Below are 19476 nucleotides of genomic sequence, written 5' to 3'. Positions count from 1 at the left end.
ACGCACCGTGCGCCTATCCCTTCGGAACGCGTCCATGAGCAATAAGTCTTCAGGCAAACTGGAAGAGCTGCTGGCAGGCGGCAGCCGCCACTACCAGATCTTTCCAAAGCTGGATGAGCGGCAATTCGCACTTCTGGAACGATACGGCGAACGGCGCAAGCTGATCACCGGCGACGTGCTGTTCTCCGAAGGCGAGCGCCATATACCCATGTTCGCCATCGTCTCCGGCACCATCGAGGCGACGAGGGGCACAGGGGAGAACCTGCACGTTCTGGGTCTGCACGGCCCCGGCAGTTTCACTGGCGAAGTAGGAACGCTTGCCGGTCGCGCCGCGGTGGCGAGCGCCCGTGCCACCAGCGACTGCGAAGTGATCGTGATCGATGAGGAGTCGCTCCGCGCGCTCGTCATCGCTGAAGCGGAATTGAGCGAAACGATCATGCGCGCCTATATCCTGCGGCGCGTCGCGTTCATTCAGGATCAGAACGGCGGCGTGCTGGTCATCGGCAGTTCGGCTTCGCTGGATACGCTCAAGCTGCGGCATTTCCTGAGCCGCAACGCTCATCCTTTTGCTTACTTCGATATCGTCGAACACGAGGAAGCGAAAGCACTCCTTGAGCGCTATGGCACAACCGAAGCCGATTTGCCAGTGGTGGTCACGTTGCAAGGCAACGTGCTAAAGCAGCCGACCCATCGGGCCGTCGCCGACGCGATCGGGCTCAGCCCCGACCGCCTGAACGGCGAGCGGTTCGACGTGGTGGTAGTCGGTGCGGGACCGGGCGGTCTTGCGGCTGCGGTCTATGCGGCTTCCGAAGGATTGAGAGTGGCCGTGCTGGACACCAAGGCGCCGGGCGGCCAGGCGGGCACCAGTTCGAAGATAGAAAATTACTTCGGCTTCCCAACGGGTATATCGGGGCAAGCGCTTGCTGGGCGCGGCCTGTCGCAATGTCGTAAATTCGGCGCCGAGGTCGGCGTGCCGATCGAAGTACTCGGCATCGAATGTCACAGCGGGCCGCCCTTTCACCTCCGGCTCAATTATGACGAGCATCTGTATGCCCGCTCGGTCGTGATCGCGACCGGCGCACGCTATCGCAAACCCTTGCTCGACCGCCTCGAGCATTTCGAGGGACGCGGCATCTATTACAGTGCCACGTATATGGAAGCCGCATTCTGTCCGCAGCAGGAGTTGGTCATCGTCGGCGGAGGCAACTCGGCGGGCCAGGCTGCGGTCTTTCTCGCGGGATTCGCCCGTCACGTGCACGTCGTGATCCGCGGTGACGCACTCAATGCGAGTATGTCGAATTACCTGATCAGGCGCATCGAGGCAGCCGCGAATATCACCGTTCATACGCGAACGCAGATCGTGGAATTGAACGGCGACACACAGCTCGAATCGATCAAATGGAACCGGCAAGGGCAGATCGAAGAAAAAGCGATCCGCCATGTCTTCCTTTTTCTCGGCGCACAGCCCAATACCGCGTGGCTCGGCGATTGCGTCGAACTGGACAGGAATGGCTTTGTGCTCACCGGGCCCGATGCAATCAACACGTGGTCGTCGGAGCGCCCCGCTCATTTTCTCGAAACGAGCCGGCCCGGCATCTTCGCGGTGGGTGACGTTCGCAGCGGGTCGGTCAAGAGAGTGGCGACGGCTGTCGGGGAAGGCGCTGCCGCGGTTCAGTCGCTGCACCAGTTTCTGGCGCTCGATGGGTAATCTCAGAAAGCTCACACCGAAATGGTTGAAGCCGGCCTCTGTGCGAGGCCGGCTTCAATGCCAGTGCTTTCCTGGCTGTCTATTTGCGCTGCTGCATGTTTGCCAGTTCTCCCGGTCCAGGCGCAACCTGCGTTCCATCGACTTGTCTTCGTCAATGCGCCTGGACGCAGTCAAACTGGCGGGCGTAATTTAGCACGTGACTATGCCGGATAGCTGTTTCCAAAGCCGAGAAAGAGTCAACAATTGTAATTTCGCGCGGGACGCCCGCCGCCATCGGCAACGCGCAATCCCACGGCCTTCGTGCCCTTAAAACGCGTGCCTTAGCCCCACCATCCCGACGAATTGCGAAGGTCCGGACGACGGCGTCGTATTCTGCGAGTCGCCGACCACCGCGACCGCATCGACGATACTCGTCGCGCCGGCACCTGTTGCGACCAGCGACTTGCCACGCGCATGCTGATACGCCTCAAGCGCATAGAGCGTCGTGCGCGCGGAGAGGTTGTACGTCTGTTCGAGTGAAATCTGGTGATAGCGTGCGGGATCGCTGATGCCATTCGCCTTGCTGGCCTGCGTATAACTGTAGCCCGCGCCGACCGTCACGCTGGACGTGACCCGGTAGGTCGAAATTGCGCCGTACGTATTGAACACGGCCTTGCTCGTAAACAAGGAACCATTGCCCGGCGCGTATTGCACGTTCGAATAGTTGATACCGACCATCAGGTCCTGCAAGCTATAGCGCGCCGCCGCGGCAAACAGTTGTGCGCTGCGCGCGGTGGCGTAGCCGTTATTCACCGGCGAGTTGATCGCAAAGCTGCCGAGCGCCGCGCTCGTCGCGATGTCTTTCAGCTTCACGTAACCCGCTGCAATTGCGAATGGCCTGTAGTCGTAGCGAAACGCCGCGCTGAAATGGCTGCCGTTGGCAATGCTGCCCGGCACGCCACCCAGGCCGTATTGCGCGCTCATCTGCAAGCCCGCCATAGCCGGCGATAGATAGGTAACCGAATTATTGAAACGCAGCGTCGTGTCGAGCGCGTCGATATCGCCGGGATGCGCGCCGGTCGCACCGGTGAGCACGCCGGTCGGGCCGAGTCCACCGACCATCTGGAAGTAAGGCGTGTATTGGCGGCCGAGCGTCACCGTGCCGTAGCGGTCATTCGCCAGACCCACATAAGCTTGTCGGTTGAACATGTAGCCAGCGCTGCTTTGCGCGCCGGTCAGCGAATTAAAGCCGCTTTCGAGCCGGAAAATCGCCTTCGTGCCGCCGCCGATGTCTTCCGCGCCGAGCAGGCCGAACTTGCTCGCCTGCAGGTTGCCCTGGCTCATGTAGAAGTTGGAGTGGCCGTTCTGGTTGCTGACATAGGCGAACGCGTTATCGACAACACCGTACAACGTCACGCTGCTTTGCGCCGATGCGCTGCTCGACACCACTGCGCCCGCCAACGGCAGGCAGGAAAGGACGAACGCGCGGGTTCGCGCGCGCTTCAAAGAGTTCATCGCTTGCTGGTCTCCGGATTGAATATCCGGCCTGATCCCTCAGGCCGGTGCTGGATGCTTTTTTGAGGGGTTCAGTGGGACAGGGAGATCGTCAGGCAGCGCCAGCCTTCGGCCGTGTGGTCGGCTGCGAGCGTGGCGCCGATACACTCGATAGCGCGCGCTTCATGCATCGGCATGTAGAGGCGGACTTGCGTCTGCGGCTGTTGCATCCAGCCTTCACGTTCGACCGCAATGCGCAACGTGTGCGCGTCGCCCTTCATCGTGACGTTCCAGCGGCCTTGTTCGCCGGTGCGCCAGGCTTCGCTCTCTCCGTCGTCCTCGACGCAGCCGCCGCGCGTCACGCCGGTGCCGGCGTGCGGCACCGCGATGAATGCGCGTTCGTCCGCGGGGTGGCCGAAGTGCTGTTCGGCGATATTCAACGGCACCACGCTGCCTTCACGCAGCAGGAACACGGGTTGTTCGAACGGCGCCGGCAGCGTCACCGTCTGAGCGCCGTCGAATACTTCGCCGCTCCAGTACGAGACCCAGCGCGTGCCCGCAGGCAGATACACGTCGCGCGTCGACTGGCCCGCATCGACCACCGGCGCGACCAGCACCGACGAGCCGAGCATCATGTCGTCGCCGTCTTCGAGGCAGCGCGGGTCGTGCGGAAACTCCGCGAACATCGGCCGCAAAACGGGTTCATAGGCGCGGTGAGATTGCCACAGCAGTTCGTACAGGTACGGGATCAACCGATAGCGCAGCTTGATCAGATCGGCCACGTGCTGCGTGACCTCGGGGTACATCCACGGTTCGTTGACGGTGCCGTCGTCATTCCACGAGTGGATGCTAAAGCGCGGCAGGAAGATACCGAACGCGACCCAACGCGCGAACAGCTCGGGGCCCGGCGCCGGACCCGAGAAGCCGCCGATGTCATGGCCGCTGTTCGACACGCCGGACATCGCGAGTCCAAGGCCCATTTTCAGGTTGAAGCGCAACGTCTCCCACGACGTGTAGTTGTCGCCCGACCAGGTCTGCACGTAGCGGTGCATGCCGACGCCGCCCGAGCGCGACACGAGGAATGGCCGCCGGTCGGGCGCATGCTCGCGCTGCGCATCGTGCGACGCGCGCATCATCATTTGCGTTTGCAGCACCTTCGCCTCGCGCGCCGGATACGGTTTGCCGAAGCCGCGCGCCATCGCGTCAGGCGACCAGATCTCGAACTCGTTGTTGTCGTTCCACGTCGCCGCGATGCCGTGCTTCAGCAGGCTTTCTTTCACGCGCGCCTTCCACCAGTCGATGGTGTCGGGATTCGTGAAGTCCAGATACGCGCCGACTTCGTCCCAGTACTGCACCCATGCCGGGTCGCCGTCGCGCGACTCGATCAGCAGACCCGCGCGGGCCGCGTCTTCGAATGCCGGATGATCCTGCAGCAGACACGGCTTGATGTTCGCGCACAGTCGCACGCCGTGGTCGAGATAGCTCTGCACGAAGCCGTCGATATCGGGAAACTTCTCGTGATTCCAGTTGAACACGTAACGCTTCGGACCGATCGACGTATAGCCCGACGACAGATGGAACGAATCGCACAGCACGTCGTGCTCGCTGCATCGTTCGATGAATTCGCCCATGCGCTGCTGCGCGTCGGGCGCGTCGGTGTAGCTCATGGTCGAGCCGGAGTAGCCCAGCCCCCACTTCGGCATCCAGGCGGGGCGGCCCGTCAACCACGTGAAGCGGCGTACCGCATTCAACGGCGTGCCAGCGGACGCGATGAAGTAATAGTCGAGGTCGCCATGCTCGGCGATGAAATGGCGGTAGTGGCCGTGGTAGTTGTCGAGCTCGCGGCCCATGTCGAAGCGGCAATCGGCGAGCGTGTCGTAGAACAGGCCGAAGCCGGTCGACGTTTGCGGCTGCCACGTCACGTAGAACGGAATGTGCTTGTAAAGCGGATCCGTCGTGCGCGCGCTGTAGCCCATCGCGTCGATATTGCGCATCTCGTAGCTCTGATGCGCACGGTCGAGCGAGCCGGCGCGCTCGCCGAGGCCGACGTACATCTCGTCCTTGCGACGCTCGATGTAGTGATACACGCGCTTGTCCCACCAGCCGAAGTTGTAGGACTGCGTCTTGCGATCGCTCATCACGCGATGCCATGCGCCGTCGTGCAGGATGTCCCACGCGCACAGGCCGCCGTCGAGCGTGACCGTCAGGCGCACGCGCGCCGTCTCGACCACCAGGTGCTGCGCGTCGTTCGACACCGCGAACGGCGGCGGCGTGAAGCCGTTGAGGTCACGACGCTCGCGCCCTTCCAGCGCGACATCGTCGGTGCCAGGCGCAATTGCCCAGGTGCGCGGGCCGTGCAATTCGCCGTCGGGCAGCACAAGCACGCGGATGATGTCTTCCGCGAGAACGAACAGCTCGATACGGCAGTTTTCCTGCGCGGTCAGAACAAGGTGGTTGTCGAGCTGGGACGACAACGCAAAACGTGGCGGGTGTTTCAGATTCGTCAGTGAACGCATGATGGGTCTTCGAATGAGGTCACGCAGGAGTGCCGGCGCCGGTGGCGATCGGACGCGGACGGCCGTCGGGAGAGACGCCGCGCATCAGGATGATCAGCAGCGTCGCGCCGATCAGGTCGAAAGCGCCGAGGGCGCCGAATAGCGGTGTATAGCCGATCGAGTCGGCGAGCGCGCCGACGAGCAGCGAGAAGCCGAGGCCGCCGATCCAGGCGGCCATGCCCGCAAAGCCGGCCACGGTGCCGACCTCGCTCGGGTCGAACACGTCGGCGGCGAGCGTATTCACGAGCGCCGAGATCATCTGATGCGCGAAACCGCCCACGCAGAAGAGCGCGATGGCCTGATACGGCGAAGCGACGAGGCCGATGGCCGCCGGCCCGAGCATCATGAAGGCGCCGAGCACGACGCCCGCGATGCGCGACCAGACCAGCGGCACGCGCAGGTGTTTCATCAGGAACGGCGACAGATAGCCGCCGAACAGCCCGCCCAGATCGGCGGCGAGAAAGGGCAGCCACGCGAACATCGCGATCTGCTTCAGATCCATGTGACGCTGGGTGGCGAGATAAAGGGGAATCCAGAAACTGAAGGTCTGCCACGCGGGTTCCGCGAAAAAGCGCGCTTGCGCAATCGCCCAGAAGCGGCGCGTGCGCAATACCTCGCGCACGCTGCGGCGGCGCGGCGCGGCAGGCGCCTGCCCGCTGACGATCTTTTCGCGCTCCACCTCGCTGATGCGCGAGTGATCCGCCGGCGAGCGGTACAGCAGATACCACGCGGCGGCCCACACGAAGCCGAGCGCGCCCGTCACGGCAAACGCGCTTTGCCAGCCATAGCGCAACGAGAGGAAGACGACCAGCGGCGGCGCGAGCAGCGAACCGAACGACGTGCCCGCGTTGAAATAGCCGACCGCAACGGATTTCTCGCGATCGGGAAACCATTCGGCAACCACCTTCATGCCTGCGGGGATGGCGACCGCTTCGCTCAGGCCCATGAGCCCGCGCAATGCCGCGAGCGAGAGCCAGCCGCTCGCGAAACCGTGGAATACGCCCGTCAGCGACCAGAGGCAGGCGAACAGCGCGAAACCGAGCCGCAGGCCGATCAGATCGATGATCACGCCGCACACCGGCTGCATCACCGTGTAGCCAATCTGGAAGGCGCCGACGACGTACGAATACTGCTGGGTGCTCATGTGCAGCAGTGTCATCAATTGCGGCGCCATCACGCCGAGCGAATTGCGCGAGAGATAGTTGACGATCGTGCCGAGGCACACGAGCGCGATGATCCACCAGCGCAGTCCAACGATTGTTTTCAAGGTATCTCCGAATTGTCGATGCCGCGAGTTGCCTCGAGCGGTATACGCGAATTCGAACTTTTCCTGTTCGTTTCGCGTCAGTCATCGTATCACTCGACGCTTGACATCACACCAGGGAAAACCATGTGTGAGATTTATTTTATTGATTATATTGAGATATCTACCTTATAAACCCGGTGTGCCGCAGGAACGAGATGTCTGATGACAAACACGATCATGCGCGAATTTGTTCCTTCAGATTCGAAAATGTTCACATTTGCGATGATTTGAGCGATCGGGCGTTGAGCGAGAGTCGTCTGGGGTCGGCATTCGCCAGCGACATTGGCGAGCGTGCCGCCACGCGGCCTGGCGCGTCGGAGAGATCGAGCGGGGGACGTCGGCGGCGTGCAGGCCGCCTACTAAGTGATCAGCCGCTCACGTCGCGACCGGTTGGCGTTCGGCGCAGCATGGCGCCATTGCCGTCGAGGCGGACGTGAGCGATTGCATTGGCCGGAACACGCGGCAAGTTCGCGACGCACGCGCCGGTAATGCAGCGAGCACCGCAGGATAAGCGAGGCTTTACTTTTCATACGGACAGCGAATCTTTAAGCAATCGAAGAGACCGCCGCTGCTCAACAAAGGGCCGTTATGTCGGCCATGCCAACCCCAACGCTAACGCAAAGTCTCCTTATCCCCCGACTCCCGTTTGAACCCCGACAGCATCGAGCCGATGAGATTTTCGCGCGTCCATACGCTCATCACGAGCGCCGCAAAAATATGCACGCACACGCAGATCTGCAGCGCAATCGACAGACAGGTGTGAAGGTCCTGCGGCCAGTCCTCTCCCCAGAATGCGTCGAGGCGCATCATCCAGCCGCTCACGGCCAGCGCCAGAATCAGCAGCCATAACGTCAACGCCATCACGCCGCCAAGCGGATTGTGCGACAGATGATGCTGCGGCCTGCCAACGGCAAGCGAGCGAAGATATTCCATGAGACGCGAGTGCGTCGGCCACCATGCAGAAAACCGCGCGTTCATCGTGCCGATAAAACCCCACACGATGCGCGACACGACAAGCCCCGCGGCAACATAGCCGAGAATTCGATGCATCTGATCGGTCGAGCCGAACAGATTCCACACGACGATGCCCGCGACGCTCCAGTGCGTGAACCGCACCCAGATGTCCCAGATCTTGACGGGCATCGCGTACCGCCTGCGGTTAGTCGATTTCCGACTTCACGACATCCAGTGTCTTGGCGTCGAAGTAAATCTCGACCTTCTTGCCCTCTTTGTTGTGGCCGTAGATTTCATAGCAGTTGCCGTCGACCTTGAACTTTTTGATCTTGTAGCCCTGCCCTTCCAGTTGGGCGCGCGCATCCGACTCCTTCATCCATTCGCTCTTCGGATGGGCCACACAATCGGCCTTCGCGAATACTGCACCGGAAATGCCGAACGCCGCCATCAACACCAGAAACTTGAACATCGGTCACCTCGCCCGCTGATTTGTCGAGCGGTCAGCCTACTTCAAACGAGAATCGATCGCAAGTAAACTGTAAGGTTGAGCGGAGCGCGGAACGAAGGTGCCGCTCGCGATTGTCCCTGCCCAATAGAAGGGGAAAGGATGCGCAAGATTGGGAATCTGCTGGCGGCTAACAATAAACTCGAAAAAATGAAATCAAGCTTCGCCGACATTCGCGAGTAGGTGCCGGCGAATGTCAGCTTTCGTCATTGACGAATGCGTCGTCTCGACCCGGAACGGTCTGCGAATCTGTTCGATCGCATATAACCGCTACCACGGCTGACTGGAGCGGCCCCCTGAAACTCCGGACACAGTCTCCCACTTACAATAGCGGGTAGGCATACGACAGTGTTTTTGACTAACAACAAGCAAGAAGTGATGGAAGTGTTGACGGGACCGGAGCGCCGTCGTCGACGTTCCGTCCAGGAGAAAGTGGCCATCGTGCAGGAAGCCCTGGAGCCGGGAGCAACGGTTTCAGCGGTTCCCGACGACACGGGCTGAACCGAAACCAGGCGTTTGCGTGGCGCAAGCAATACGAGGAAGGCAGCCTGGCTGCGGTGAAGGCGGGGGAACCGTGGTGCCCGCCTCGCAGTTAGCCTCAGCGATGAAGGAAATCAGGGAACTCCAACGTCTGTTTGACAAGAAGACGCTGGAGGCAGAAATCCTGAAGGAAGCAGTCGAATATGGCCGCTCAAAAAAACTGGATTGCGCGCTCGCCCTTACTGCCCGGGGATGACCAATGAAAGCAGTCTGCGATGTTCTCGGCGTGGCGTGCTCTGCTCTGCCAGTCGGAAAAGCCCGTTCGCCGGACTGGCAGGACGGCCGCCGCGCCCGACAGACCGACGACACGGAGCTGGTCGCTGCAATCCACGAGCACGTGGCTGGCTTGCCGACGTATGGAGACCGGCGAGTCTGGGGCACTGCTGCGACATAGTCACGAAATGACTGGTGCGCCGTGCGTGAACGCCAAGCGGGTCTATCGCGTCATGCGCGACCATCAGTTGCTGCTTCGGCGTGTTGGCCAACGTTGCGATGCCCGCAGACCACAGACAGATGCTGCACACCCGCACGGCTATACTAAAAGGCGGCAAGCTGCCAGACATGACTCGCCGCATTCACCAGGAACATAGTCCTCATCTTGCGTGATTCACTTCACCACAACGAATCCCGAACCAACCAGATCTTCGATGAAGCGCACTCCCTCCTCCCTCGACACGCCACATCAGGAGCCCGCCCAGATGGATGACGCGACCCGCATCTTCGACAGGCTTCGCCCTCGTTTGCAGGGCATCGCGTACCGGATGCTGGCGTCGGTTGCGGAAGCCGAAGACGTGGTGCAGGACGCATGGCTGCGATGGCATGGCGCAGACCGCGCCACCATCGACAATCCGGAAGCGTGGCTCGTATCGGTCACCACGCGTCTGTCGATCGACCGGCTGCGCGCCGCCAAGGTGCAGCGCGAGCACTACGCAGGTATCTGGCTTCCAGAGCCGCACATCATCGAGTCGCCGGTCACCCCCGAGGAGATCAAGGAGCGAGCGGACGACGTATCGGTTGCGTTCCTGATGCTGCTCGAACGACTGACGCCCGAGGCGCGCGCAGCATTCCTGCTGCGAGAAGTTTTCGATGCCGACTACGATGAAGTGGCCGACGCCATCGGCAAAAGCGAAGCCGCTTGCCGCCAGTTGGTGAGCCGCGCGAAGACACAGTTGCGCGATGAACGGCCGCGTTTCGCGGTGTCGCGCGAAAGCCATCTGCGGTTGCTGCAAGTGTTCGCGCAGGCGTTGGAGCGCGGCGACTTCGCGGCCATCAACGGCATGCTCGCTGAAGACGCCGTGCTCGTCGGCGATGGCGGCGGCCGCGTGCCGAGCTTCCCCAGACCGATGGTCGGCGGCAGGCGCATCGCGCAACTGTTCTACGCCGCAAGCCGGCGCTTTGGCAACGAACTGCGCATCGAACTCGCGGTGCTCAACGGACAGTGGGCGCTGTTGCGCTTCATCGAAGGCACCCTGGAATCCGCGCAGTCGTATGAGATTGATGGCGCGCGGATCGTGCGCATCCAGGTGCAGCGCAATCCGGACAAGCTCGTGCGTCTCGCGGCCGCATTCGGAGCTTGCTGAAGATTTTCTCCACGGCAGGAGGCGTCCGCGCGATTGGTGTCGAGCGGGCAACAGCGTGAGCACCCTGGCATGTCTACCGGGCCCGGGCGGCGGAACCTACCATGGTTTCCGTACGGCAGATCGCCGACACCGCTGCTCCGGTCGCCGAAGGGCGCCGGCTTCATTCCCGCCAGGAGAAAATCATGAGCCAACGCATCAACTACATCCAGCAATCGCCGGAACTGTTCAAGAAGTTTCTCGAGTTCAGCAACCTGCTGGGCGACAGCGCCATCGAGGAATCGGTCCGCGATCTCGTCGCGATCCGCGCTTCGCAGATGAACGGCTGCGGCTTCTGTGTCGACATGCACGTGAAGCAGGCAAAGATCCACGGCGAACGCGAGTTGCGTCTGCACCATCTGGCCGTCTGGCGCGAATCGACGCTGTTTGCGCCGCGCGAACGCGCCGCGCTCGCGTGGACCGAAATCCTCACGCGCCTGCCCGAGCAAGGCGTTCCCGACGACATCTACGAGCGCGTACGCACGCAGTTTTCGGAGAAGGAACTGTCGGATCTGACTTATGAAGTGATGGCGATCAACGGGTGGAACCGCGCGAACGTCGCCTTCAAGACCGTGCCGGGCTCGTCGGACAAAGCGTTCGGTCTCGACAAGGCCGGCCTTGCATGAGTAACGGCCGCGCACCGCGTGGCCTTTGCAGGAGAAACATCATGTCGAGATCGAAAAGACTCGCGTTGCTGGTGCCACTGCTCTGCACGGCGTGGTTTGCGGGACCGGCCAGCGCCGCGCCCGAGGCGATCGTCACGCCCGTGATGGAGCAGCCGCTTGCGGACTATCCAGGCAAGGAAGCGCTGATGATCACGGTCGTCTACCCGCCCGGCGGCGCCGATCCCGCCCATCGGCACGATGCGCATGGCTTCATCTATGTACTGGAAGGGTCGATCGTGATGGGCGTCAAGGGCGGCAAGGAAGTGACGCTCACGCCCGGGCAGAGCTTCTACGAAGGGCCGAACGACATTCACACGGTCGGCCGGAACGCCAGCGCCACGCAGCCGGCCAAGTTTCTTGTCCTGCTGCTGAAGAACAAAAATGCGCCTGTGCTGACGCCGGTGAAGTGAAGTGATCCACCCGCCTGTGACATCGTCCGCCGAAAAAAATGGCGGATCGTGTCACAGCGCGCGCGCGTCGCCCGTCTTGGGGATATGCACCTCTTCGACCCGAGCCGCCATGCCTGACATGCACGCGTTCCGCCGACCAGCGGCACCCTCTTCCATTTCCGCCCCCGCTAGCGAGGATTCGCTCGCCAGCAGCTTCGCCACCAGCTACGCGGGCGTCATCGCGTTTCTGGCGGTCGCCAGCGAAGGCAGTTTCGCCAAGGCCGGCGACCGGCTCGGCATCGGCCGCTCGGCCGTGAGCCGCAACATCCAGAAACTCGAAGCGCAACTGGATGCGCGCCTCTTTCTGCGCACCACCCGCAGCACGTCGCTCACGCGGGAAGGCGAACGCTTCTACGAGAACTGCCATCCCGGTGTGGAGCGCATCGTGCAGGCGTTGGAGGAAATGCGCGAGCTTCGCAGCGGACCGCCACGCGGACAATTGCGCATCTGCTCGACGAGCGGCTTCGGCCGTGCGATCGTCGCGCCGCTGTTGCGCGGTTTTCACGAACGCTATCCGGATATCGCGCTCGACCTGCTGCTCAACGACAGTCCGGCCAACTTCACGGCCGACCGCGTCGACGTCGCTTTCCGCGACGGACGCATGGAGGACAGTCAGGTCGTCGCCAGGCAGTTGATCCCGATGCAGATGATCGTCTGCGCGTCGCCCGCCTATGCACGCGAGCACGGCTTGCCGCGCAGCGTGGCGGATCTGGGGGCGCATCGCTGCATCAACTTGCGGGCGGCGTCGGGGCGCATCACCGAATGGGAGTTCAAGGTGAACGGCCTGCCGCACAGGATGACGCCCAACGCCCCACACACGTTCAACGACCCGGACCTCTTACTGCAAGCCGTGCGCGACGGTTTGGGCATTGCGCAGCTCGCCGCGTACCAGGTCTGCGACGCGCTGCGCGACGGGCGGCTGCGGTCCTGTCTCGAGCAATACGCGCCCGACGACCGCGGCCACTACATCTGCTATCTGAGCCGCAAACATCTACCCGCGCGTATCCGTGTATTCGTCGATTACATGACGGAACAAACGCGCGCGCTCGACCTCGACTGCATGACCTCATTCCCCGTACTTTCCGCCTTGCCCACGGCGCGCGCGCGCTGATTGGTGTCGTCGCGGCAACAGTGCGAGTTCCGCCGCGGGCCTACTGGGAGCCGCGGCCGACGCCTACTATTGAACTCGTACGGCGGCCACATCAATCAGGTCTCCGATACAGCCCCCTGCGACGCGCCGTGTGCGATGCGCGCGCCAGGCCCCGAGACACATCCGGCGGCCTCTACGGCTGCACGAACACTCATCGAGAGGACATCATGAAAATCGTCGTCATTGGCGGTAGCGGACTCATCGGCAGCAAAGTCGTCAACGACCTGCGGACGCGCGGTCATGACGTGATCGCGGCATCACCGGCGTCGGGTGTCAACACGATCACCGGCGAGGGACTTGCAGACGCACTGAGCGGCGCGCAAGTCGTCGTCGACGTGGCCAACTCGCCGTCGTTCGAGGACAAGGCCGTGCTCGAATTCTTCGAAACGTCCGGCCGCAATCTGTTCGCAGCCGAAACTGCCGCGGGCGTCACGCATCACGTCGCGTTGTCCGTGGTCGGCACCGAGCGGCTCGCGGAAAGCGGCTATTTCCGCGGCAAGATCGCGCAGGAGAAACTGATTCGCGCATCGGGCGTGCCGTACACGATCGTCCAGTCGACGCAATTTTTCGAGTTCATCGGCGGCATCGTGCAATCGGGCACCGAAGGCGACACCGTACGGCTTCCGACCGCGTACATCCAGCCGATCTCCTCGGACGACATCGCCCTCGCGGTCGCGGACTATGCGCTCGGCAAGCCGCTGAATGGCGTCGTCGAAGTGGCGGGGCCGGAGCGGATTCGGCTACCCGAACTCGCGGAGCATTTCCTTAGCGCGACGCACGATCAGCGCAAGGTGGTCGCGGATCCGCACGCACGCTACTTCGGCGCCGAGTTGCACGACGACACGCTGGTGCCCGGTGCGAATCCACGCCTCGGTTCGGTGAAGTTCGACGCGTGGTTCAGCCAGTCGCAAACGGCTCGTTGACGCCGGAGTCGGGGGCACCTTGCGCCCGCCGCGCCGCTCACGATTGCTGGATGCGTATCACGGCCGGGACCGTCGTGAACTGCATTCAGCCACCGTCACAGTGAGCGGCGTCCCTCCCCGCGCGGCTAGCCTTTTCGAGTACGATTGGCGGCATCCATGGGTTTTCCCTGAGGAAACCCATGTCGATACCCGCATTGCCGGTTCGTCGTAGAAGTAAGTCCAACTTCTCTAGTGAAAGGCGAGCACATCATGTCTACCGGAACCATTCATCTTCACCGCGTTTTGCGCTCCACGCCCGAGCGCGTCTACCGCGCCTTCCTCGAACCCGATGCAATCGTGCGCTGGCTGCCGCCCTACGGTTTCACCTGCCAGGTCCACCACATGGATGCCCGCGTCGGCGGCACCCACAAGATGTCTTTCCGCAACTTCGGCACCGGCCATAGCCACTCATTCGGCGGCGAGTACATCGAACTGGTGCCGAACGAGAAAATCCGCTACTTCGACCGCTTCGACGATCCGAACCTGCCCGGGCAGATGCACGTCACCATTTCATTGCGGCAGGTGTCCTGCGGCACCGATGTCACCATCGTGCAGGAAGGCGTGCCCGAGGTCATTCCGGTGGAGATGTGCTACCTCGGCTGGCAGGAATCGCTCGCTCAACTGGCGAGGCTGGTCGAGCCGGAGATACCTGACTGAGCACGTCTGGCAGGCAAGCGTGCGCCGCGTTGCCCGAAGCGCGTCGCGTAAGACGCTTCGGGCATCGGGGCATCGTTCACATGTCCGACGACTACTTCGTCCGCGCCGGCTTTTTCGTTGCCTTTGCCTTTACACCAGCCGTATTGAGAGCGATGGCGGCGCGGATAAGCGTCTTGAACGCCGCCGCGTCGACCTGCTCTCCTTCATGGATGTCGATCGCGCGTCGAACATTTCCGTCGAGACTAGCGTTGAAGAGGCTGGACGGATCTTCCAGCGAAGCCCCCTTGGCGAAGGTCAGCTTCACGACCGACTTGTACGACTCGCCGGTGCAGATGATCCCATCATGCGACCACGTGGGCGTGCCCATCCACTTCCATTCCTCCACGACCTCAGGGTCCGCATCCTTGATGAGCTTGCGCATCCTGCTCAACGTCTCTCCGCGCCAGTCTCCGAGTTCGGCGATTCTGTTGTCGATCAATTCAGATGCCGGCTGACCTTCGGTCGGCTCCGCCTTTTTCATCTTCTCCTCCTGATCTTTCGGACATCGTAATGATTCGGGGCAAGCCTTCTTTTTTGACTACGACGCCGACGCCGGTTTTGCCCCTTACCGTGCGCCCGTTTCAGAGACCGAAGCGCTTCGTGTACTCGGTGTTCAGGCGCGGCCAGCCGAATTGCATCGCGTCGCCGCCGACGATACGCCCGATCGGATCACCCGCCACGAGCCTCTCGAGCACGTCGAGGCAAATGTGCCACCCGGCTGCGCCCATCGAGATGAAGTTGCGATCGATGTTGTGCCAGAGCGTGAGACGCGTGCCGTCGCCGAGCGGTTCGAGTGTCCACCGCATATCGTTGCCGCCCCAGCGGTATTCGAGCAGATTCGGCGCGTCGGCGCGCGTCACCTCGGTCTCCGAGATCTGCGGCGCCGGCGTTCCGACCGTCGAAAGCCTGACGGGCCCGACGCAGGCGAGGCTACGGTCGGCATCGAACGGCGCCCATTCACGCAGACTGGCCGGATCGGTCAACGCCGTCCAGACTTGCGCCGGCGAATGGCGCAACTCGCGGACAACAACGAGCGTCCACTTTTCCCCATCCTGTCTGACTTCGGCGCCGGCGGCAGGGCCCGGCATGTATTCGTCGCGATTGCTCATCGTTTCTTCCCCTTGCTGCGCGGTGCAGGATCGACCTGATCGAGGTGACGCTCCAGAGCGTCGAGATGGACCGACCAGAATCGGCGGAATGGAGCGAGCCAGGCGTCTATCTCCATCAACGGTTCCGGATTGATCCGGTATAGACGCCGTTGTGCATCAACGCGCGCCTCCACGAAACCGGCCTCCCGGAGCACCCGCAGATGCTTCGAGACAGAGGGTTGCGAGAGGTTGAGCTTCTCCTCGATTTCACCCACCGACTGCTCCGAAGCTGCAAGCAGACTCAGGATGGCGCGGCGGTTCGGCTCGGCGATGATGGCAAATGTCGACTCCATACCTCTTATATACCTCTTGAGGCATATACAAGTCAAGCTGTGCGAATGGACGCTGCGCCGCGCGACGTGCGGTCCCCCAACCTGTTGCACGTTCTCATCGACGAGCATCGCTAATTCGATCGTGTCCGCAAAATTCAAGTCGATGCCGGTAGAATCCGCATCGCCTTCCATATGCGCCGATCGCATGAACCGATTTATTTAATACATTTGTCTGTTCGGGCTATTTGCGCTCGAATGGCGGGTTTGCGCGCCGCTTGCGACTGGTCCAGCTGGTCCCGGCGCAGCAACAGCGTGCCTGACGTCCGTTTGCGGTCGTTCATTCACGTCGCGCGGTTTTTAAAAGAGTGATGAAAGGAGAAACATGAAAACCATGCTTGCAACGCTGACGATGGCGCTACTCGCCGTATCGTCCGGCAGCGCCATCGCAAAGGAGTGGTCGACCGTGCGCTTCGGCGTCGATGCGAGCTATCCGCCGTTCGAATCGAAAGCCGCCGACGGCCAGCTCGTCGGCTTCGACATCGACCTGGGCAACGAGATCTGCCGCCGCCTGAACGCGAAATGCGTGTGGGTCGAAAACTCGTTCGACGGCATGATTCCCGCGCTGAAAGGCCGCAAATTCGACGGCGTACTCTCGACGATGTCGATGACCCCGGCGCGCCAGGCGCAGATCGCGTTCTCGTCCAAGGTATTCCGCATCCCCACCCGCCTCGTCGCGAAGAAGGGCGCGCCGATCGTACCGACACCGGAAGCGCTGAAAGGCAAGCACATCGGCGTCGAGCAGGGCTCGATTCAGGAGACGTACGCGAAGACGTATTGGGAGCCGGCCGGCGCGGTTGTCGTCTCGTATCAGGATCAGGATCTCGTCTACACGGATCTGATCGCCGGCCGTATCGACGCATCGCTGCAGAACGCCGTGCAGGCCGAAGTCGGTTTCCTGCGCACACCGAGAGGCAAGGACTTCGCATTCGCCGGCAACGCGCTCTACGACGCGAAGACGCTGGGCAGCGGAACCGCGATCGGTTTGCGCAAGGACGACACCGAATTGAAGGAGAAGATCGACAAGGCGATCGCCGACACGCGCGCGGACGGCACGTATGACAAGATCGCGAAAAAGTATTTCGACTTCGACGTCTACGGTCAGTGAACTCGGCCCGGCTCACCCCATTGCGTGGTGAGCCGAACCGCTACAGCATTGCGCGCAACGCGCATTCACATGACAACCGGCAGGAAGCTTCGCCCGACTCAGAAGAGATAGGTGCAGAAGAGGCCATACGATATCTGGCTCGTCTTCTCGGTGATCGGACTGTCGGTTGCGTCGCCACGCAGCCACGCGAATGCGGCATTGGCGCCGACATTCCAGTGCCGCCCAATCCGATACACGCCACCGACCGAAAAGCGCAACTGGTTCAAGCCAGAACTCGCCGAAAAGCCCGGCAAACCAGAGCGGGCACTCTGCTCCGCGTTCACGCCGAAATAGGTTTCGTTATAGTCGCTGCTCGCCCACGTGAGTCCGGGTCCGGCACTGAGCGTCAATCCCGGCATCGGCTCGTATTTGCCCAGCACATCGAAAGTCACCACGGTGCCGCGGTCGTTGCCCCCGATATCGGTCAACACGCTCGCGCGCGCCGTGACGAACTGATAGGTATAGACGCCGAATAGCTCCGCATGCGTGGTGCGCTTGATATCGCCGAGGCCATGCAGCCGCGAGTCGTCGGATTCGTTACGCGGCTCGATGAAGTCGTAAGTGATGGCCGCACCCACGCGCCAGTTACTGTCGCGATAGAAGTAAGCACCGAGCGACAGGAACGATGCGGCATCCGGATTGGCGCCAATGAAGAAGCGGTCGTAGCTGGCGCTCACCACTGGCACGCCCTCCCATTTCGTGCCGCTCGCGCCTGGAAATTTAGGCATGTTCACGACGCCGGCGCCCACGGAAAAGCGCCATGGACTGGGCGTACCGGACGGGCCAGCCTGGACCTCCGGAGCGGCAAGGGCGAACGCGCTCTCGGAGAGGCTCAGCGTATCGTCCGCCATGGCCGTCACGGCACACAGCGATAGCGCAGAGCCCGCAAGCAGCTTGGTCATGCACCGCATTGACACTTCGATCATTTCGGCTTCTCCGTCGGCAAAGTGAAGGGATCGGACCCGGCGGCGTGAGTCATGAAGTTCAACAGGCAGTCTTGATGCTGAATTTCAGACTCAATGCCGCACGGCCTGTGGTTGTTCGAACGACGGACAACCCAGCGTATCGATCACATGAAATGGTTCATGTCCTGTTGCGTTCGGAGTTGCGATGGAAAGTGCCGCCGACACCTATGAATGGATCAACTTGAGCACTCATCCGGTCCATCTCGCTCTCCGAAACTGTTGATTTATGTCTTATTCCCACGGATCTGTCGACGCAGTTACGTGCCATGAGAATAGCCCCTTTTTTCCGGCTGTCGCAAGCAAATTTTGCCAGGTGTTTTTTTTGCAACAGGCAAGCATCCATTTCTATTAGTACTGCGTTGCTCACCGCCGCACTCGTTTTGCACCGAATGAAGCCGGAATTTGCCGGAGCTTTCCATAGAAAATAACCTGAAGGGCCTTCACTTTTCTTAGATGCCGGTCGGCTTCGGCGGCGGCATTTTTTTGCACGCGGCGATCTACGCTTATGGCGTGATCTATGCCTTCAAGAAAGTACAGTGACAAGACAATCGGTACGTCATATTCATGCTTTTATGATAAGTCGCAGAAACAGTACGCTAACCGCCGTATCAGTGCCGACCTGTCGTGGCGCGGGTGCGTTGCCGGCCTTGCGGCTTCGCTGCCGAGTCTCGTCCTGCCCAGCATCAGCAGCGCGCAAAACGCCACGCCGCCGGGCGCGCCTGCGAAGTTGGTGATCGTCAGAACTTCCGGCTTTTTGACGGCAGATCAGCGCCGCAGGGCGAGACGGCGGCAGCGCCGCTTCCGAAGACGAGGCTCGGATGCGCGTGCGCGAACAGTTCATCCAGTGCGCATCCCAGATAAAGGCTCGTGGGATGCGCAGGCGTCTCCACACCACTCAGTCCCCTGGACATGCTTGCGCTCACTGAAAGGCATTTGCATGCCACCATCGAAACTGCTGCGCACTGGGGCACGTATGGTCTGGTGCATGCGTACACCCGCTGGTATTCGGCCGCGCAGGCGCGAGGCATGGCGACGGGCATGAACGGCCAATTGCTTGGACTCTCCGGCAAGCGCGATTCTTATCCGCGTAAACTGGGTTTGCTCGAAGAAGCCGCGTACGCGGATCTATTGCTCGTCGACGGCAATCCACTCGAGAACATCGATCTGATCGCCAATCCGGACCAGAACCTGCGCGTCATGATGAAAGACATAAAATTCTATAAGAACCAGATTCAGGCATAAGGAAAGCCACCCATGCATTGCAACATCTGTTTCGCAGCAGGTGTTGCAATTCACAAAGAGAATCAA

General features: G+C 61.7%; 19 protein-coding genes and 1 pseudogene. 10 read left to right on the top strand and 10 right to left on the bottom strand.

Annotated features, from left to right (window positions below; genetic code table 11):
* Positions 1-34: 34 nt before the first annotated feature.
* Positions 35-1708: an FAD-dependent oxidoreductase gene (locus PQQ53_RS03785; RefSeq protein ID WP_408152187.1), complete on the top strand. Its 1674-nt coding sequence runs from the start codon at positions 35-37 to the stop codon at positions 1706-1708.
* Between the two features lie 306 nt (positions 1709-2014).
* Here PQQ53_RS03785 and PQQ53_RS03780 read toward each other — a convergent pair whose 3' ends face one another.
* From PQQ53_RS03780 to PQQ53_RS03760, 5 genes are all read right to left on the bottom strand, one after another.
* Entirely contained in the window at positions 2015-3202 is a 1188-nt protein-coding gene (locus tag PQQ53_RS03780; RefSeq protein WP_408152186.1) for a porin, read from the bottom strand.
* A 71-nt stretch (positions 3203-3273) separates the two neighbouring features.
* The gene (locus PQQ53_RS03775; protein WP_408152185.1) at positions 3274-5697 is read right to left on the bottom strand and encodes a TIM-barrel domain-containing protein; all 2424 of its coding nucleotides are present in this window, start codon (positions 5695-5697) and stop codon (positions 3274-3276) included.
* Positions 5698-5716: 19 nt separating this feature from the next.
* Positions 5717-7003: an MFS transporter gene (locus PQQ53_RS03770; RefSeq protein WP_408141095.1), complete on the bottom strand. Its 1287-nt coding sequence runs from the start codon at positions 7001-7003 to the stop codon at positions 5717-5719.
* 651 nt (positions 7004-7654) lie between these two features.
* The gene (locus PQQ53_RS03765) at positions 7655-8185 is read right to left on the bottom strand and encodes a cytochrome b/b6 domain-containing protein (RefSeq protein ID WP_408141094.1); all 531 of its coding nucleotides are present in this window, start codon (positions 8183-8185) and stop codon (positions 7655-7657) included.
* 16 nt (positions 8186-8201) lie between these two features.
* Positions 8202-8465: a PepSY domain-containing protein gene (locus tag PQQ53_RS03760; protein ID WP_408141093.1), complete on the bottom strand. Its 264-nt coding sequence runs from the start codon at positions 8463-8465 to the stop codon at positions 8202-8204.
* A gap of 414 nt (positions 8466-8879) precedes the next feature.
* Here PQQ53_RS03760 and PQQ53_RS03755 point away from each other — a divergent pair.
* The 7 genes and pseudogenes from PQQ53_RS03755 to PQQ53_RS03725 all read left to right on the top strand — a co-directional run.
* Positions 8880-9517: pseudogene (locus tag PQQ53_RS03755) on the top strand (transposase); the annotation flags it as partial.
* Positions 9518-9739: 222 nt separating this feature from the next.
* Complete coding sequence (locus PQQ53_RS03750; RefSeq protein WP_408141089.1) at positions 9740-10621, top strand: RNA polymerase sigma-70 factor; 882 nt, start codon at positions 9740-9742, stop codon at positions 10619-10621.
* A gap of 182 nt (positions 10622-10803) precedes the next feature.
* Positions 10804-11283 carry a carboxymuconolactone decarboxylase family protein gene (locus tag PQQ53_RS03745; RefSeq protein WP_408141087.1) on the top strand — a complete coding sequence of 160 codons (480 nt, stop codon included), beginning with the start codon at positions 10804-10806 and terminating at the stop codon, positions 11281-11283.
* Between the two features lie 41 nt (positions 11284-11324).
* Positions 11325-11732: a cupin domain-containing protein gene (locus PQQ53_RS03740; protein ID WP_408323327.1), complete on the top strand. Its 408-nt coding sequence runs from the start codon at positions 11325-11327 to the stop codon at positions 11730-11732.
* Positions 11733-11850: 118 nt separating this feature from the next.
* Positions 11851-12882: a LysR family transcriptional regulator gene (locus PQQ53_RS03735; RefSeq protein WP_408152345.1), complete on the top strand. Its 1032-nt coding sequence runs from the start codon at positions 11851-11853 to the stop codon at positions 12880-12882.
* 206 nt (positions 12883-13088) lie between these two features.
* Positions 13089-13844: an SDR family oxidoreductase gene (locus tag PQQ53_RS03730; protein WP_408323326.1), complete on the top strand. Its 756-nt coding sequence runs from the start codon at positions 13089-13091 to the stop codon at positions 13842-13844.
* Between the two features lie 249 nt (positions 13845-14093).
* Positions 14094-14540: an SRPBCC family protein gene (locus tag PQQ53_RS03725; protein WP_408141081.1), complete on the top strand. Its 447-nt coding sequence runs from the start codon at positions 14094-14096 to the stop codon at positions 14538-14540.
* A gap of 91 nt (positions 14541-14631) precedes the next feature.
* Here PQQ53_RS03725 and PQQ53_RS03720 read toward each other — a convergent pair whose 3' ends face one another.
* From PQQ53_RS03720 to PQQ53_RS03710, 3 genes are all read right to left on the bottom strand, one after another.
* A complete protein-coding gene (locus PQQ53_RS03720) occupies positions 14632-15060 on the bottom strand; it encodes a DUF1801 domain-containing protein (protein ID WP_408152182.1) in 429 nt (142 codons plus the stop codon).
* Between the two features lie 100 nt (positions 15061-15160).
* Positions 15161-15688: an SRPBCC family protein gene (locus PQQ53_RS03715; protein WP_408323325.1), complete on the bottom strand. Its 528-nt coding sequence runs from the start codon at positions 15686-15688 to the stop codon at positions 15161-15163.
* A complete protein-coding gene (locus PQQ53_RS03710; RefSeq protein WP_408141076.1) occupies positions 15685-16191 on the bottom strand; it encodes an ArsR/SmtB family transcription factor in 507 nt (168 codons plus the stop codon). The genes PQQ53_RS03715 and PQQ53_RS03710 overlap by 4 nt, the downstream gene beginning before the upstream one ends.
* A gap of 190 nt (positions 16192-16381) precedes the next feature.
* Between PQQ53_RS03710 and PQQ53_RS03705 the strand changes: the two genes are divergently transcribed.
* Complete coding sequence (locus tag PQQ53_RS03705; RefSeq protein ID WP_408141074.1) at positions 16382-17164, top strand: ABC transporter substrate-binding protein; 783 nt, start codon at positions 16382-16384, stop codon at positions 17162-17164.
* Between the two features lie 98 nt (positions 17165-17262).
* Here the strand turns inward: PQQ53_RS03705 and PQQ53_RS03700 are convergent, their stop codons facing one another.
* Both PQQ53_RS03700 and PQQ53_RS03695 read right to left on the bottom strand, forming a co-directional pair.
* Complete coding sequence (locus PQQ53_RS03700) at positions 17263-18129, bottom strand: MipA/OmpV family protein (protein ID WP_408323324.1); 867 nt, start codon at positions 18127-18129, stop codon at positions 17263-17265.
* A 157-nt stretch (positions 18130-18286) separates the two neighbouring features.
* Positions 18287-18535 carry a hypothetical protein gene (locus tag PQQ53_RS03695; protein ID WP_408323323.1) on the bottom strand — a complete coding sequence of 83 codons (249 nt, stop codon included), beginning with the start codon at positions 18533-18535 and terminating at the stop codon, positions 18287-18289.
* Between the two features lie 566 nt (positions 18536-19101).
* Here PQQ53_RS03695 and PQQ53_RS03690 point away from each other — a divergent pair.
* The gene (locus PQQ53_RS03690) at positions 19102-19410 is read left to right on the top strand and encodes a hypothetical protein (RefSeq protein ID WP_408323322.1); all 309 of its coding nucleotides are present in this window, start codon (positions 19102-19104) and stop codon (positions 19408-19410) included.
* Positions 19411-19476 lie beyond the last annotated feature (66 nt).

Origin of the sequence: Paraburkholderia strydomiana, from assembly GCF_046030495.1 — a bacterium.
GTDB lineage: Bacteria > Pseudomonadota > Gammaproteobacteria > Burkholderiales > Burkholderiaceae > Paraburkholderia > Paraburkholderia strydomiana_A.
Note: the sequence above shows the minus strand (reverse complement) of the source record. Positions and strands in the feature narration are given on the sequence as shown.

What these genes read in the sequence shown, in the direction of transcription:
- PQQ53_RS03785 (WP_408152187.1), top strand. Translation starts at nt 35, where the DNA reads ATGAGCAATAAGTCTTCAGGCAAACTGGAAGAGCTGCTGGCAGGCGGC.
- PQQ53_RS03780 (WP_408152186.1), bottom strand. Translation starts at nt 3,202, where the DNA reads ATGAACTCTTTGAAGCGCGCGCGAACCCGCGCGTTCGTCCTTTCCTGC.
- PQQ53_RS03775 (WP_408152185.1), bottom strand. Translation starts at nt 5,697, where the DNA reads ATGCGTTCACTGACGAATCTGAAACACCCGCCACGTTTTGCGTTGTCG.
- PQQ53_RS03765 (WP_408141094.1), bottom strand. Translation starts at nt 8,185, where the DNA reads ATGCCCGTCAAGATCTGGGACATCTGGGTGCGGTTCACGCACTGGAGC.
- PQQ53_RS03760 (WP_408141093.1), bottom strand. Translation starts at nt 8,465, where the DNA reads ATGTTCAAGTTTCTGGTGTTGATGGCGGCGTTCGGCATTTCCGGTGCA.
- PQQ53_RS03750 (WP_408141089.1), top strand. Translation starts at nt 9,740, where the DNA reads ATGGATGACGCGACCCGCATCTTCGACAGGCTTCGCCCTCGTTTGCAG.
- PQQ53_RS03745 (WP_408141087.1), top strand. Translation starts at nt 10,804, where the DNA reads ATGAGCCAACGCATCAACTACATCCAGCAATCGCCGGAACTGTTCAAG.
- PQQ53_RS03740 (WP_408323327.1), top strand. Translation starts at nt 11,325, where the DNA reads ATGTCGAGATCGAAAAGACTCGCGTTGCTGGTGCCACTGCTCTGCACG.
- PQQ53_RS03735 (WP_408152345.1), top strand. Translation starts at nt 11,851, where the DNA reads ATGCACGCGTTCCGCCGACCAGCGGCACCCTCTTCCATTTCCGCCCCC.
- PQQ53_RS03730 (WP_408323326.1), top strand. Translation starts at nt 13,089, where the DNA reads ATGAAAATCGTCGTCATTGGCGGTAGCGGACTCATCGGCAGCAAAGTC.
- PQQ53_RS03725 (WP_408141081.1), top strand. Translation starts at nt 14,094, where the DNA reads ATGTCTACCGGAACCATTCATCTTCACCGCGTTTTGCGCTCCACGCCC.
- PQQ53_RS03720 (WP_408152182.1), bottom strand. Translation starts at nt 15,060, where the DNA reads ATGAAAAAGGCGGAGCCGACCGAAGGTCAGCCGGCATCTGAATTGATC.
- PQQ53_RS03715 (WP_408323325.1), bottom strand. Translation starts at nt 15,688, where the DNA reads ATGAGCAATCGCGACGAATACATGCCGGGCCCTGCCGCCGGCGCCGAA.
- PQQ53_RS03710 (WP_408141076.1), bottom strand. Translation starts at nt 16,191, where the DNA reads ATGGAAGGCGATGCGGATTCTACCGGCATCGACTTGAATTTTGCGGAC.
- PQQ53_RS03705 (WP_408141074.1), top strand. Translation starts at nt 16,382, where the DNA reads ATGAAAACCATGCTTGCAACGCTGACGATGGCGCTACTCGCCGTATCG.
- PQQ53_RS03700 (WP_408323324.1), bottom strand. Translation starts at nt 18,129, where the DNA reads ATGATCGAAGTGTCAATGCGGTGCATGACCAAGCTGCTTGCGGGCTCT.